This window comes from Streptomyces longispororuber (assembly GCF_024448165.1).
GTDB lineage: Bacteria > Actinomycetota > Actinomycetes > Streptomycetales > Streptomycetaceae > Streptomyces > Streptomyces longispororuber_A.
Map to the genome: position 1 here is coordinate 1 of NZ_JAMOLN010000257.1, position 13,062 is coordinate 13,062.

Below are 13,062 nucleotides of genomic sequence, written 5' to 3' on the forward strand. Positions count from 1 at the left end.
GTCTGGTGCCGCGTCCCCGACGACATCGTGAAGCTGCGCGCCGCCGACCCCGCGCTCGCGCTGCGCTGGCGCCGCGCCGTGCGCGACGTGTTCACGGCCGCCTTCGCCGAGGGCCGCACCGCCACCGGTCTGTCCCGGGCCGGCTGGTACACCCTGACCCGGGAGGGGACCCCCGCATGAAGCTCGACCACGTAGAACTGCTGCACGTCGCGATCCCGCTGGTCACCCCGTTCCGCACCTCGTTCGGCACGATGACGACCAAGGACACCTTCCTGCTGCACGTCGTCACCGACGAGGCGGAGGGCTGGTCGGAGTTCGCCGCCGATCCCGAGCCGCTGTACTGCTCCGAGTACGTGTCCGGCGCGGAGACCGTGATCCGCGACTTCCTGCTGCCGCGCGTCGCCGCCCTGCCCGAGCTGACGACGGCCGCGCTCGGCCCCGCCATGGCGAAGATCAAGGGGCACGAGCTGGCGAAGGCGGCCCTGGAGACGGCGGTCCTCGACGCGGAGCTGCGTGCCCACGACATGTCCCTCGCCACGTACCTCGGCTCGGTCCACGACCGGGTGCCCGCGGGCGTCTCCGTCGGCATCAAGGACTCCGTGCCCGAGCTCCTCGACGACGTCGAGCGCTATCTCGCCGAGGGCTACGTCCGGATCAAGCTGAAGATCGAGCCGGGCTGGGACGTGGCGCCCGTACGGGCCGTGCGCGAGCGCTTCGGTGACGAGCTGCCGCTCCAGGTCGACGCCAACACGGCGTACACCCTCGCCGACGCGGAGCACCTGCGGCGGCTGGACGAGTTCGGGCTGCTGCTCGTCGAGGAGCCGCTGGAGGAGAACAACCTGCACGCGCACGCGCTGCTCCAGCGCCGCATCTCCACGCCCGTCTGCCTCGACGAGTCCCTCCACAACGCCCGGGACACCGCCGCCGCCATCGCGATGGACGCCTGCCGCGTCGTCAACATCAAGCCCGCGCGGGTCGGCGGCTACCTGGAGGCGCGGCGGGTGCACGACGTGGCCGCGGCGCACGGGGTGGCGGCGTGGTGCGGGGGGATGCTGGAGACCGGGATCGGGCGGGCGCCGAACCTGGCACTCGCCGCGTTGCCCGGGTGTACGTTGCCCGGCGACACGTCTGCTTCCAGCCGGTATTTCGCGGAGGACGTGACGGAGCCGTTCGTCCTCGCGGACGGGCATCTGGTGGTGCCGCGGGGGCCGGGGATCGGGGTCACGCCCCTCCCGGACGTGCTGCGGCGCGTGACGACGTCCCGCCGCGGGTTGTTCGGTTCGTAGGTCGGCCGCGGGCCGGTGGGGCTCCGCCGCGGAGCGCGACCAGCCCCCACCGGAGCCGCACCCGCCGGCCCTCCCGGACCCGGCAGACGGATCCGCGCCGCACCCCGGCCGGGCGAAACGTTAGAGTCGGGGCCGTGCTCAACCGCCTCAGCCGCCCCGCTGCCCTCACCCTGTGCGCGCTCCCGGTCATCGCGCTGCTCGCGGTCGCCGGATTCGCCCCGCTGCCCTTCTCCGTGGCACAGCCGGGCCCGACCACGAACGTGCTGGGGAAGGACGGGGGCAAACCCGTCATCGCGATCACCGGCGCCCCCACCCGCGACACCAGCGGAGCGCTCCGCGCGGTGACGATCGTGGCGACCGGTCCCGACGCCTCCGTCCACCTCGGTGACGTGGTCGACGGCTGGTTCCGGGAGGACCGGGCCGTCATGCCGCGCGACTCCGTGTACCCGTCGGGCGGCTCCACCAAGGAGATCGAGAAGCACAACCAGCAGGAGATGAAGGGCTCGCAGGACGCCGCCACCGAGGCCGCCCTGGCGTACCTGGGCGACGACTCGGGCAAGGTGAAGGTCACCCTTCAGCTCGGGGACGTCGGCGGGCCCAGCGCCGGCCTGCTGTTCTCCCTCGGCATCATCGACATGCTCGACGGCGACGGCAGCGGCGGCGACCTCACCGGCGGGAAGTCGATCGCCGGCACGGGCACCATCGACGACGACGGCAAGGTCGGCGCGGTCGGCGGCGTGTCCCTGAAGGTGCAGGCCGCGCACCGCGACGGCGCCACCGTCTTCCTCGTACCGAAGGCGGAGTGCGCGGACGCGAAGGCGTCGGCGCCGGAGTCGATGCGGCTGATCCCGGCGACCACGCTCAAGGACACGGTGACCGCGCTGACGAACCTGGAGAAGGGCTCGGGCACCGTCCCGAAGTGCTGACCCGCCGCGGGCTCACTCCTTGACGAAGCCCTCCTTCACGAGCCAGTCCTTGGCGACGTCGTGCGGGTCCTGCCCGTCGACGTCGACCTTGGCGTTGAGCTCCTGGGCGACGGTGTTGTTCAGCTTCTTCGTGATCGGCTCGATGACCTCGGCCATCTCCGGGTACTTGTCCAGCGCCTTGGTGTTGATCGAGGGCGCCGCGTTGTAGTTCGGGAAGAACTTCTTGTCGTCCTCCATCACATGGAGGTTCATCGCCCTGATCCGGCCGTCGGTCGTGTAGACCTCGCCGAACGTGCAACTGCCCTTGGCCGCCTGGGTGTAGATGATGCCGCTGTCCATCTGCGTGATGTTCCCTGCGGGCAGCTTCATCCCGTACGCCTTCTCCATGCCGGGCAGTCCGTCGGCGCGGTTGGCGAACTCGCTCTCCACGCACAGGGTGACCGCGCCCGGGTTCGACTTGGCCAGCGCGGCGACGTCGGAGAGCGTCCTGGTGCCGTACTTCTTGAAGTTGGCCTCGTTCATGGCGAGCGCGTACGTGTTGTTGAGCGCGGCCTGCGGCAGCCACGTGATGCCGTTCTTCTTGTCGGCGTCGCGCACCGCCTCCCACTGCTTCTGCGGGTCCGGGATCGGATCGGAGTTGCCGAGGTAGGTGATCCAGGCCGTGCCCGTGTACTCGTACATGGCGTCGGCGTCACCGGACTTGATGGCCTCGCGGGCGCCGATGGAGCCCTGGATGCCGGTCCGGTCGAGGACGTCCGCGCCGGCCGCCTTGAACGCGATGCCCATCATCGCGCCGAGGATCAGCTGCTCGGTGAACTCCTTCGACGTGACGGTGATGTTCGCGCCGTCCAGCGGCTCGCCCTTGCCGACCGAGCCCGGCTGCACGTCGTCCACCAGCGGGCTGCCGCTCGTCAGACCGCACCCGGCGAGGGCGAGCAGGGCCAGCGCGCTGCCGGTCGCCGTCGCCACACGTACGCGGTACCTCATGAGCGCACCTCCAGCCCGCGCGGCCGCAACAGGAGCTCGGCCAGCGACGCCAGCCAGTCCACGAGCAGCGCGAGCGCGATCGTCAGGATCGAGCCGAGCATCAGCACCGGCATGCGCTGGTTGGTGATCCCGGTGGTGATGAGGACGCCGAGGCCGCCACCGCCGCCGAACGTGGCGAGGGTGGCCGTGCCGACGTTGAGGACGAGCGCGGTGCGCACGCCGGCGAGGATCAGCGGGACGGCGAGGGGGAGTTCGACCTTGGTGAGCACGCCCACCGGCGACATGCCGATGCCGCGCGCGGCCTCCAGGAGCGTGGGGTCGTTGGCCTTCAGGCCCGCGATCGTGTTGGAGAGCACCGGCAGGATCGCGTAGATGATGATGCCGATCAGGGCGGTCTTCTCGCCGATGCCGAGCCAGATGACGAGCAGCGCCAGCAGGCCGATCGCCGGGGTCGCCTGCCCCATGTTGGCGAGTATCAGGGCGAACGGGGTGGCCTTGCGGAACATCTTGCGCGTCAGCAGGATGCCCAGCGGGATCGCGATGATCAGCACGAAGAACGTGGAGATCACGGTCAGGCTGATGTGCTGGCGCAGCGCCTTCCACACCTGGCCGCCCGACAGCGCGTTCTCGGAGATCGAGTCGAGGTCGGCGTTGCGGAACCACAGCCAGGTGATCAGCAGGACCACCACGAGGACAGCCGGCAGGAACGTCAGCTTCTGCCAGGTGATGCGCCGCGGCTCCCGGTCCGGCGACGGCGGCGGCGTCGCCTCCTGCTCGCCCTCGCCCTCGTCGCGGAACGCGAGGCCCTTGACCTCGTGCTCCCCGTCGGGGCGTGCGCTCTTCTTGGCAGGGCTGTTCACGCCTTCGCCTCTCCGTCGGCGGCCTGGGAGCCCTCCTGCTCCTGCTGCGTCTGCAGGGACCGCTGCTCCTCCAGCTCGTGCTGGTGCTCGACGGCCTCCAGCCGGTCCGCCTCCAGGAGTTCGTGCACGGAGTTCATCAGCGTCTCCATGTCGACGACGCCCTCGTACTCGCCGCGCCGCCCGGTCACCGCGACCCGGCCCGCGTTGTCGGTGAGCACGGCCTCCAGGGCGTCGCGCAGGGTGGCGTCCCAGGTCACGGTGTCGTGCACGAGGGTGCCGGCGCGGGCCAGGGAGCCCTTGGCGCGCATCAGGTCGCCGCGGCGCAGCCACTTGTAGGGGCGGCCGCGCTTGTCGAGCAGCAGCAGCTCGTTGGTGCCGGCCGCCCGCAGCTTGTTGAAGATGTCCTGCAGCGGGTCGTCGACCTGCACCGTCGGATAGTCGGTGACCTCGACGTCGCGCACGCGGGTGAGGTTGAGGCGCTTGAGGGCGGCGCCCGCGCCCACGAAGCCGGAGACGAAGTCGTCGGCCGGATTGGTGAGGATCGCCTCGGGGGTGTCGAACTGCGCGATGTGCGACTTCTCGCGCAGCACGGCGATGCGGTCGCCCAGCTTGATGGCCTCGTCGAAGTCGTGCGTGACGAAGACGATCGTCTTGTGCAGCTCGTGCTGGAGCCGGATCAGCTCGTCCTGGAGGTGGTCGCGGGTGATCGGGTCGACCGCGCCGAACGGCTCGTCCATCAGGAGGACGGGCGGGTCGGCCGCCAACGCCCGTGCCACGCCCACGCGTTGCTGCTGGCCGCCGGAGAGCTGGCGCGGATAGCGGCCGTGGAACTCGCCGGGGTCGAGGCCGACCAGGTCGAGCATCTCCTCGACCCGCGACTTGATCTTCGACTTGGACCAGCCGACCATCTTCGGCACCAGCGCGATGTTCTGCGCGACCGTCATGTGCGGGAAGAGTCCGGAGGACTGGATCGCGTAGCCGACCTTGCGGCGCAGCTTCACCGGGTCCATGTCGGTGACGTCCTCGCCGCCGATCCGGATCCGGCCGCCGGTCGGTTCGATCAGCCGGTTGATCATCTTCAGGGTCGTCGACTTACCGCAGCCCGACGGGCCGACGAAGATGATGAGTTCGCCCGCCTTGATCTCCATGTTGACGCTGTCCACGGCCGGGTCGGACGAGCCCGGGTAGCGCTTGCTGAGGTTCTCCAGCTCGATGCTGGCCCCGGACGCCTGCGTCTCGGTTGCGGATTCAGACACGGATCCCCCTCGGGATGGTCAGGCGTCCGACGAGGACGTACGCGGCGTCGAAGAGCAGGGCGAGGACGATGATGCCGAGGGTGCCGGCGAGCACCTGGTTCAGCGCGTTGGCGCTGCCCAGCGAGGCGATGCCGCGGAAGATCTCGTTGCCGAGGCCGGGGCCCGAGGCGTACGCGGCGATGGCGGCGATGCCCATCAGCATCTGGGTGGAGACCCGGATGCCGGTGAGGATCGGCGGCCAGGCGAGCGGCAGTTCCACCTTGAACAGCCGGGCCGCGCGGGACATCCCGATGCCCTTCGCCGCGTCGATCAGCGAGGGGTCGACGCCGCGCAGGCCCACGATCGCGTTGCGCACGATCGGCAGCAGCCCGTACAGGGTCAGGGAGATGACGGTCGGCGCGACACCGAGCCCGACGATCGGGATGAGCAGACCGATCATGGCGAGCGACGGGATGGTCAGGATGGTGGAGGTCGCCGTCGTCGCGAGGTTGCCCGCCCAGTCGCTGCGGTACGTGACCACGGCGATGACGATCCCGATGAGGGTGGCGACGACCATGCACTGGAAGACCGCGCTGGCGTGCTGGTAGGCGTCGGCGAGCAACTGCTGGTGCCGGTTGACCAGGTAGTCCCAGAAGTTCATCGGCCACCCCAACCGCAGTCCCGGAAGTCCATCGCGCCTCGCTGCCGGGCGGTGCTCCGCTGGGCCGTCAGGAATCTCCCGACGCCTGCTCCACCAGCGGAATGATCCGCAGCGGAACGGGATTTTCCATGACGATCGCCGTGGAAGCCCGGACGATGCCATCAAAACCGACAACCAGGTCGATCACACGTTGGAGATCCGCGTTCGAGCGGGCCACGAGCCGGCACAGCATGTCGCCGCTGCCGGTCGTCGTGTGCAGTTCGAGGACCTCGGGCACGGTCGCCAAATGGGCCCTGACGTCGGCACCTTGGCCCTGCCGGATCTGCAGGGTGGCGAACGCGGTGACCGGATAGCCGAGCGCGGCCGGGTCGACCTGCGGGCCGAAGCCGCGGATGACTCCGTTCGAGGTAAGCCGGTCCAGGCGGGCCTGCACGGTGCCGCGCGCCACGCCGAGACGGCGTGACATCTCCAGGACGCCGATCCGCGGCTCCCGCGCGAGCAGCAGGATCAGCCGCCCGTCCAGATGATCGATCGCCATGCACGCCTCCGAGATGGTCATCCTGTACACAGAGCCCGCAGAAACGGACCGGCCACTGGTCAGATTGCCCAGCGAATACGCAAACTATTGCGCACCTTGTGGAACGGCGGGAGCCTCCAGACATGACGCAGACCTCACACTCGTCCGTTGCGCACACCCCCGACACCGCCCGGCAGGCCGATCCCTTCCCGGTGAAGGGAATGGACGCGGTCGTCTTCGCCGTCGGCAACGCCAAGCAGGCCGCGCACTACTACTCGACGGCCTTCGGCATGAAGCTCGTCGCCTACTCCGGACCGGAGAACGGCAGCCGCGAGACCGCCTCCTACGTCCTCACCAACGGCTCCGCCCGCTTCGTGTTCACCTCCGTCATCAAGGCCTCCACCGACTGGGGCCACTTCCTCCAGGACCACGTCGCGGCGCACGGCGACGGCGTCGTCGACCTCGCCATCGAGGTCCCGGACGCGCGCGCCGCGTACGCCTACGCCGTCGAGCACGGCGCCCGCGGCGTCCAGGAGCCCTACGAGACGAAGGACGAGCACGGCACCGTCGTGCGCGCCGCCATCGCCACGTACGGCAAGACCCGCCACACCCTCGTCGAGCGCACCGGCTACGACGGCCCCTACCTGCCCGGCTTCGACGCCGCGGACCCGATCGTCGAGCCGCCGGCCAAGCGCACCTTCCAGGCCATCGACCACTGCGTCGGCAACGTCGAACTCGGCAAGATGAACGAGTGGGTGGCCTTCTACAACAAGGTCATGGGCTTCACGAACATGAAGGAGTTCGTGGGCGACGACATCGCGACCGAGTACTCGGCGCTGATGTCGAAGGTGGTCGCGGACGGCACCCTCAAGGTCAAGTTCCCGATCAACGAGCCCGCCATCGCCAAGAAGAAGTCCCAGATCGACGAGTACCTGGAGTTCTACGGCGGCGCGGGCGTCCAGCACATCGCGCTCGCCACGAACGACATCGTCGCGTCGGTGCGGGCCATGCGCGCGGCCGGAGTCCAGTTCCTGGACACCCCCGACTCGTACTACGACACCCTCGGCGAGTGGGCGGGCGAGACCCGCGTCCCCGTCGAGACGCTGCGCGAGCTGAAGATCCTCGTCGACCGGGACGAGGACGGCTACCTGCTGCAGATCTTCACCAAGCCGGTCCAGGACAAGCCGACCGTCTTCTTCGAGATGATCGAGCGGCACGGCTCCATGGGCTTCGGGAAGGGCAACTTCAAGGCCCTGTTCGAGGCGATCGAGCGGGAGCAGGAGAAGCGCGGAAATCTCTGATCCGCGCTCCTAAGCTGGCCGCATGGCCAGAATGAACGACGTAGGCGGCATGACCGGGTTCGGCGCCATCGACACCACCGATGACGCCGAACCCTTCCACGCGGACTGGGAGGCGCGCGTCTTCGCGCTCCAGCGCGCGCTGCTCGTGAAGAAGGTCTTCAACCTGGACGAGTTCCGGGACGCGATCGAGACGATGGAGCCCGCCGCGTACCTGGCGGCCTCGTACTACGAGCGCTGGTTCCACGCCATCCGCACGCTCCTCGAACGCAAGGGCGTGATCGAGGCGGGAGTGCTGGACCATGCCTGACCGACTCGCTTACGCACCCGGTGACGTGGTCCGCACCTACCGGCACGACCCGCCGCACCACACCCGGCTGCCCCGGTACGCGCGCGGCAAGCTCGGCGTCGTCGTCGAGCCGGAGGGGCGGGCGCCGCTCGCCGACATCCGCTCGCAGGGCCGGGACGACGCGCCGGTCGAGATGGTCTACGCGGTCCGGTTCGCGGCGCGTGACCTGTGGGGCGAGGGCGACCACGACGTCGTCCTCGACCTGTCCGAGAGCTACTTGAGGAAGGCCGACGCCGATGTCCGGTGACCACGACGACGCGGTGATCTCCCGTCAGGTGCGGCTCCTGGAGAGCCTGTTGGAGGAGCGGGGCATCGTCGGCGGCGACACCGTCGACGAGGTCATCGACGGATTCCTGGCCGGGGCGTCCCCGGTGAACGGGGCGAAGGTGGTCGCCCGCGCCTGGACCGATCCGGCGTTCAAGGAGCGACTGCTGGCGGACGGGGCGGCCGCTGTCGGCGAACTGGGCTTCGCGGCGGGAGGAGTTCAGCACCAGCGGCTGCGGGTCGCCGAGAACACGGACTCCGTCCACAACGTCATCGTGTGCACGCTCTGCTCCTGCTACCCGCTGCGGCTGCTCGGTCCTTCGCCCGGCTGGTACAAGAGCGAGGCGTACCGGTCGCGGGTCGTGCGGGAGCCGCTGGCGGTTCTCGCGGAGTTCGGGGTGACGCTGCCGGACGACGTGAAGGTCACCGTGTGGGACTCGTCCGCGGAGACGCGCTACATGGTCCTGCCGAGGCGTCCCGCCGGAACGGACGGCCTCTCCGAGCCGGATCTGGCCACCCTGGTCACCCGCAACGGCCTCATCGGAACGGCACTGGTCTGACGGGGGCAGTCGGTCGGGTTCGTCGGTCGGGTGCGGGTCCGGTGGGGGCTGACCGCGCAGTTCCCCGCGCGAGAAGCCCCATCGGGGTCGCACCCGCCCACCGCCGAAGAATCAACGGCGCTTCGGCGGGATCCGCTTGACCGGCGGAGCCTTCGGCTTGGGGGGCCACATCTGCTCGGGGCCACCCTCCGGCGGCTCCCCGAGCGCCGCCAACGCCTCCCGCGCCGCAGGCCCGTACAGCGGCGAGAACGCCGGATTGATCCGCAGCGCCTCCCCGATGTGCCGCCGCGCGGCCCCGTACAGGCCCAGCTCCCGCTCGACCTCACCCCGGTGGAACACGACCACCGCGGACCGCACCGTGCCACCCTTCTGCCGGTCCGTGGCCCGCCGCAGCAGACCGATCGCCTCGTCGTCGTCCCCGGCCCGGTGCAGGGCCCACCCCAGCGCGTCGGCGACCGCCACGCTCGGCGCCCGCCGCCACTCGGCGCGCAACCGCTCCACCGCCGACTCCGGGTCACCGTGGTCCGCCTCGAACCGGCCCAGCACCAACGCGTCGTCCACCCCGTGCGCCCCCTGCGCGGCGGCCCGCGCCCGCAGCGCGTCGTACTGGACGCGCGCGTCCGCGCCGAGCTTCAGGGACTCGTACAACTCGCCCAGTTCCAGGGCGTACTCGGGCGCGGGCCGCGCCGCGAGCGCCTGCCGGTACGCGCGCACCGCGTCCTGCGCACGCCCCAGCGAGGCCAGTGCCCGCCCGCGTCCCGCGAGCGCCGCGGCGCAGTCCGGGTCCGCGGCGAGCGCCGCGTCGAAGTGCCGCAGCGCGTCCGCCGCGTCGCCCCGCTCCCACGCGAGGTCGCCACCGCGCAGCAGCAGGGCGGCCCGCTCGGCCGGGGTGCCGGCTCGCGCGGCCGCGTCGGACAGCACGGCCGCCGCGTCCTCCCGCCACCCCCGGTCCTGGTAGACGGCCGCCGTGCGCAGCGTCACCGCGGTCCCCGAACTCAGCTCGGACAGCTTCTCCAGGGCCCGCCCGGCCGCCTTGTAGTCACCGAGCCCCTGGTAGGCGTCGACCAGCGACGAGTACGCCGTCCAGCGCTCCGGCGCGAGCTTGCGCGCCGCCTCGCCCCACTTCTTCGCGCCCGGCCAGTCGCCCCGGGCGGTGGCGAGCGCCGCGAGACCGTCGAGCGCCGCCACGTTCCCCTTCGGCCGCACCTTCAGCGAACTGCGCAGCGCCTGCTCGGCCTTGGGGTAGTACGCCGACTCGGCGGTCCGTGAGCCACGCTCCACGTAGGCGGCCCCGAGCGCCGCCCACGACCGGTCGTCCCGGGGATGCGTGCGCACCTGCGCCTCCCGCTCGCCGATCAGCGCCGTCAGGTCCGGCAGCGAGGCCGGGGCGCCGACCGCGGCAGCGATCACCGCCCGCCCGGCCGGGCCCGGCTGCGGCGCGGGCCCCGGCTCCTCGCCGGGCAGCAGGACCAGGACGCCGCCGAGCACCACGCACCCGGCGACCGCCGCGACGGCCGAACGCCGCACGGCGGGGGAGAGGCGGCGACGCGGGGAGTCCACGGGGGCCGCGTCCGGCTGCGCTGGAACGGCGTCCACGGCCTTCAGGGGTTCCACGGGTTCCACGGAGTTCTCCATGGCGCTCACTGTGCGTCAATACGAAGAGCACACGGGGGAGGCTGCATACGGGTTCACACCGATGGCCCCGAGTGCCAGGCTGTGATCATGAGCCGCACCCTCATCGAACTGCTCGGCGACGGCCTGCCCCCCGAGGCGATCGTCACCGACCCCGACGTCACGGCGTCGTACGCCCACGACATGGCGAGCTTCTGCGACGCGGGAGCCCCGTCCGTCGTCGTCCTGCCCCGCACGGTGGAGCAGGTCCAGCACGTGATGCGCACCGCGACCGAACTACGCGTCCCGGTCGTCCCGCAGGGCGCCCGCACGGGCCTGTCGGGCGGCGCCAACGCCTCCGACGGCTGCATCGTGCTCTCGCTGGTCAAGATGGACCGCATCCTGGAGATCAACCCGGTCGACCGGATCGCCGTCGTGGAGCCGGGCGTCGTCAACGCGACGCTGTCCCGGGCCGTGAACGAGCACGGCCTCTACTATCCGCCGGATCCCTCCAGCTGGGAGATGTGCACCATCGGCGGGAACATCGGCACGGCCTCGGGCGGCCTGTGCTGTGTGAAGTACGGGGTGACGGCGGAGTACGTGCTCGGACTCGACGTCGTCCTCGCCGACGGCCGGCTGCTGTCCACCGGACGCCGCACGGCCAAGGGCGTCGCGGGCTACGACCTCACGCGCCTCTTCGTCGGCTCCGAGGGCAGCCTCGGCATCGTGGTCAAGGCGACGCTCGCGCTCAAGCCGCAGCCGCCCCAGCAGCTCGTCCTGGCCGCCGAGTTCGCCTCCGCGGCGGCCGCCTGCGACGCGGTCTGCCGGATCATGGAGGACGGTCACGTCCCGTCACTCCTCGAACTCATGGACCGTACGACGGTGAAGGCCGTCAACGACATGGCCAACATGGGCCTGCCGGAGACGACCGAGGCGCTGCTGCTCGCCGCCTTCGACACCCTCGACCCGGCCGCGGACCTGGCCGCCGTCGGCGCGCTGTGCGAGGCCGCGGGCGCCACCCAGGTGGTGCCGGCCGAGGACGCCGCCGAGTCCGAACTGCTGCTCCAGGCCCGGCGGTTGTCGCTGACCGCCCTGGAGGCCGTCAAGGGCACGACGATGATCGACGACGTGTGCGTGCCGCGCTCGAAGCTCGGCGAACTGCTCGAAGGCGTCGAGCGCATCGCCGAGAAGTACGCGCTGACCATCGGGGTGTGCGCGCACGCGGGCGACGGCAACACGCACCCCACCGTCTGCTTCGACGCCCAGGACGCCGACGAGGGACGGCGTGCCCGCGAGTCCTTCGACGAGATCATGGCGCTCGGTCTGGAGCTCGGCGGCACCATCACCGGCGAGCACGGCGTCGGCGTCCTGAAGAAGGAGTGGCTGGCGCGCGAGCTCGGACCGGTCGGGGTGGAGGTGCAGCAGGCGGTGAAGGCGGCCTTCGACCCGCTGGGACTGCTCAACCCCGGGAAACTGTTCTGATCGCGCAGGGTGCGCCTCCGGTCACGTATAGCTGACATAAAGGACGAACGACTCATGTGCCGGGACGTCCGCCGGCGGCACCCTGGACGGATGAACACCAGGGAGCGCAGCAGCAGGAGCAAGTCCGTCCGCAACCGCAGGATCGGCGCCGTCGTCCTGGCCGGCGCCGTCGCCGTGGCCTCGATCGGCCTGGCCGTCGGCACCGCCGTCGCCGCCCCGGAACCGGGCCCGGCTCCGGCTCCGGCAGCCGTGACCGCCACGGCCACCGCCCCGAACTGACGCGCCCGCCCGCTCACCGCTCGTCGGACGACTCGTCCGACGGCCACGGGTCGCGCAGGTAGAGGTCGTCGGCCGGAGTCGGGGCCAGCAGCTCGGCGAGGCCGGCGTCGATGCCGAGCTGCTCGGCCTCAGAGCCCGGAGGCACCACCCGCAGCGTCCGCTCCAGCCAGGCCGAGATCTGCGCGGCGGGCGCCTCCAGGAGTGCGTCGCCGTCCGGCGAACTCAGCGCCATCAGCACGACGCTGCGCCCGTCGACCTTCGTCGGCCACACCCGCACGTCGCCGTGCCCGCACGGCCGGAACACCCCCTCCACGAGCAGCTCGCGCGCGAAGGTCCAGTTGACCGGGTGGTCGGAGCCGATGTGGAAGGCGATGTGGACGGCGTACGGGTCATTGGTGCGGTAGGTCAGCCGGGCCGGGACCGGGATGCTTCGCTCGGGCGACAGGACCAGTTTCAGCTCGAGTTCGCGTTCCACCACGGTGTGCATGTCGTGCGTTTCCTCTCCTCCGTACGGTCCCTGGAGCGGGCCCGTGCAAGGTGAGAGGCAGATCTGCCGGAAGCATTACGCGAGTTCGCCAAAGTTTTTTCCGGCGCTTCGGGACGGGACCACCGTTGCCCGGAAAGTGGTCCGTAACGGCGGACCGGCACGGGCGGGCGCGGGCGTCTGATAGATGTGGAGGCCACAACAAGACCCCCGAGCAGATACGGGACGACGGACATGAGCGCCCCAACCCCGGCCCCCGGCGA

Annotated in this window: 15 protein-coding genes and 1 pseudogene; 9 read left to right on the plus strand and 7 right to left on the minus strand. The window is 70.9% G+C overall.

The genetic code is table 11. The features are described 5' to 3' along the window. From M4J07_RS42165 to M4J07_RS42175, 3 genes and pseudogenes are all read left to right on the plus strand, one after another. Positions 1 to 180 (plus strand): annotated as a pseudogene (locus M4J07_RS42165) (chorismate synthase); the annotation flags it as partial. Beyond that, the gene (menC, locus tag M4J07_RS42170; protein WP_255981498.1) at positions 177 to 1,286 is read left to right on the plus strand and encodes an o-succinylbenzoate synthase; all 1,110 of its coding nucleotides are present in this window, start codon (positions 177 to 179) and stop codon (positions 1,284 to 1,286) included. The pseudogene M4J07_RS42165 and the gene menC, both read left to right, overlap by 4 nt. Before the next feature lie 134 nt (positions 1,287 to 1,420). After that, positions 1,421 to 2,212 (plus strand): S16 family serine protease, encoded by a 792-nt coding sequence (locus M4J07_RS42175; protein WP_255981500.1) that lies wholly within the window; start codon positions 1,421 to 1,423, stop codon positions 2,210 to 2,212. 12 nt (positions 2,213 to 2,224) lie between these two features. Here M4J07_RS42175 and M4J07_RS42180 read toward each other — a convergent pair whose 3' ends face one another. The 5 genes from M4J07_RS42180 to M4J07_RS42200 form a co-directional block, all read right to left on the minus strand. Beyond that, entirely contained in the window at positions 2,225 to 3,199 is a 975-nt protein-coding gene (locus M4J07_RS42180) for a glycine betaine ABC transporter substrate-binding protein (protein WP_255981502.1), read from the minus strand. Next, positions 3,196 to 4,059 (minus strand): ABC transporter permease, encoded by an 864-nt coding sequence (locus M4J07_RS42185; RefSeq protein ID WP_255981504.1) that lies wholly within the window; start codon positions 4,057 to 4,059, stop codon positions 3,196 to 3,198. The genes M4J07_RS42180 and M4J07_RS42185 overlap by 4 nt, the downstream gene beginning before the upstream one ends. After that, positions 4,056 to 5,315, minus strand: a complete 1,260-nt coding sequence (locus M4J07_RS42190) for a betaine/proline/choline family ABC transporter ATP-binding protein (protein WP_255981506.1) — start codon at positions 5,313 to 5,315, stop codon at positions 4,056 to 4,058. Before M4J07_RS42190 ends, M4J07_RS42185 begins: the two co-directional genes overlap by 4 nt. Next, complete coding sequence (locus M4J07_RS42195; protein WP_255981508.1) at positions 5,308 to 5,955, minus strand: ABC transporter permease; 648 nt, start codon at positions 5,953 to 5,955, stop codon at positions 5,308 to 5,310. Before M4J07_RS42195 ends, M4J07_RS42190 begins: the two co-directional genes overlap by 8 nt. Before the next feature lie 67 nt (positions 5,956 to 6,022). Next, positions 6,023 to 6,493: an Lrp/AsnC family transcriptional regulator gene (locus M4J07_RS42200; RefSeq protein WP_255981526.1), complete on the minus strand. Its 471-nt coding sequence runs from the start codon at positions 6,491 to 6,493 to the stop codon at positions 6,023 to 6,025. 122 nt (positions 6,494 to 6,615) lie between these two features. Here M4J07_RS42200 and hppD point away from each other — a divergent pair, with 122 nt between their 5' ends. From hppD to nthA, 4 genes are read left to right on the plus strand one after another with little or no spacing between them, the layout of a single operon-like run. Beyond that, positions 6,616 to 7,773 carry a 4-hydroxyphenylpyruvate dioxygenase gene (hppD, locus tag M4J07_RS42205; protein WP_255981510.1) on the plus strand — a complete coding sequence of 386 codons (1,158 nt, stop codon included), beginning with the start codon at positions 6,616 to 6,618 and terminating at the stop codon, positions 7,771 to 7,773. 22 nt (positions 7,774 to 7,795) lie between these two features. Further along, positions 7,796 to 8,080: an SH3-like domain-containing protein gene (locus M4J07_RS42210; protein WP_255981512.1), complete on the plus strand. Its 285-nt coding sequence runs from the start codon at positions 7,796 to 7,798 to the stop codon at positions 8,078 to 8,080. Then, positions 8,073 to 8,366 carry an SH3-like domain-containing protein gene (locus M4J07_RS42215; RefSeq protein ID WP_255981514.1) on the plus strand — a complete coding sequence of 98 codons (294 nt, stop codon included), beginning with the start codon at positions 8,073 to 8,075 and terminating at the stop codon, positions 8,364 to 8,366. The genes M4J07_RS42210 and M4J07_RS42215 overlap by 8 nt, the downstream gene beginning before the upstream one ends. Further along, complete coding sequence (gene nthA / locus M4J07_RS42220) at positions 8,356 to 8,943, plus strand: nitrile hydratase subunit alpha (protein WP_255981516.1); 588 nt, start codon at positions 8,356 to 8,358, stop codon at positions 8,941 to 8,943. Before M4J07_RS42215 ends, nthA begins: the two co-directional genes overlap by 11 nt. Positions 8,944 to 9,054: 111 nt before the next feature. On the opposite strand, the gene M4J07_RS42225 is transcribed toward nthA, so the two are convergent. Then, a complete protein-coding gene (locus tag M4J07_RS42225) occupies positions 9,055 to 10,578 on the minus strand; it encodes a tetratricopeptide repeat protein (RefSeq protein ID WP_255981518.1) in 1,524 nt (507 codons plus the stop codon). 87 nt (positions 10,579 to 10,665) lie between these two features. Between M4J07_RS42225 and M4J07_RS42230 the strand changes: the two genes are divergently transcribed. Together M4J07_RS42230 and M4J07_RS42235 are read left to right on the plus strand one after the other, a co-directional pair. Beyond that, complete coding sequence (locus M4J07_RS42230) at positions 10,666 to 12,036, plus strand: FAD-binding oxidoreductase (RefSeq protein WP_255981520.1); 1,371 nt, start codon at positions 10,666 to 10,668, stop codon at positions 12,034 to 12,036. A 90-nt stretch (positions 12,037 to 12,126) separates the two neighbouring features. After that, on the plus strand, positions 12,127 to 12,315 hold the full coding sequence (locus tag M4J07_RS42235) for a hypothetical protein (RefSeq protein WP_255981522.1): 189 nt from the start codon (positions 12,127 to 12,129) through the stop codon (positions 12,313 to 12,315). A 13-nt stretch (positions 12,316 to 12,328) separates the two neighbouring features. Here the strand turns inward: M4J07_RS42235 and M4J07_RS42240 are convergent, their stop codons facing one another. Beyond that, positions 12,329 to 12,802, minus strand: coding sequence for an SsgA family sporulation/cell division regulator (locus M4J07_RS42240; protein ID WP_255981524.1), 474 nt, complete (start codon positions 12,800 to 12,802; stop codon positions 12,329 to 12,331). Between the last annotated feature and the right edge of the window lie 260 nt (positions 12,803 to 13,062).

Coding starts and splice junctions, on each gene's coding strand:
- M4J07_RS42210 (WP_255981512.1), top strand. CDS start 7,796: ATGGCCAGAATGAACGACGTAGGCGGCATGACCGGGTTCGGCGCCATC.
- M4J07_RS42215 (WP_255981514.1), top strand. CDS start 8,073: ATGCCTGACCGACTCGCTTACGCACCCGGTGACGTGGTCCGCACCTAC.
- M4J07_RS42230 (WP_255981520.1), top strand. CDS start 10,666: ATGAGCCGCACCCTCATCGAACTGCTCGGCGACGGCCTGCCCCCCGAG.
- M4J07_RS42225 (WP_255981518.1), bottom strand. CDS start 10,578: ATGGAGAACTCCGTGGAACCCGTGGAACCCCTGAAGGCCGTGGACGCC.
- M4J07_RS42200 (WP_255981526.1), bottom strand. CDS start 6,493: ATGGCGATCGATCATCTGGACGGGCGGCTGATCCTGCTGCTCGCGCGG.
- nthA (WP_255981516.1), top strand. CDS start 8,356: ATGTCCGGTGACCACGACGACGCGGTGATCTCCCGTCAGGTGCGGCTC.
- hppD (WP_255981510.1), top strand. CDS start 6,616: ATGACGCAGACCTCACACTCGTCCGTTGCGCACACCCCCGACACCGCC.
- M4J07_RS42180 (WP_255981502.1), bottom strand. CDS start 3,199: ATGAGGTACCGCGTACGTGTGGCGACGGCGACCGGCAGCGCGCTGGCC.
- M4J07_RS42195 (WP_255981508.1), bottom strand. CDS start 5,955: ATGAACTTCTGGGACTACCTGGTCAACCGGCACCAGCAGTTGCTCGCC.
- M4J07_RS42240 (WP_255981524.1), bottom strand. CDS start 12,802: ATGCACACCGTGGTGGAACGCGAACTCGAGCTGAAACTGGTCCTGTCG.
- M4J07_RS42235 (WP_255981522.1), top strand. CDS start 12,127: ATGAACACCAGGGAGCGCAGCAGCAGGAGCAAGTCCGTCCGCAACCGC.
- menC (WP_255981498.1), top strand. CDS start 177: ATGAAGCTCGACCACGTAGAACTGCTGCACGTCGCGATCCCGCTGGTC.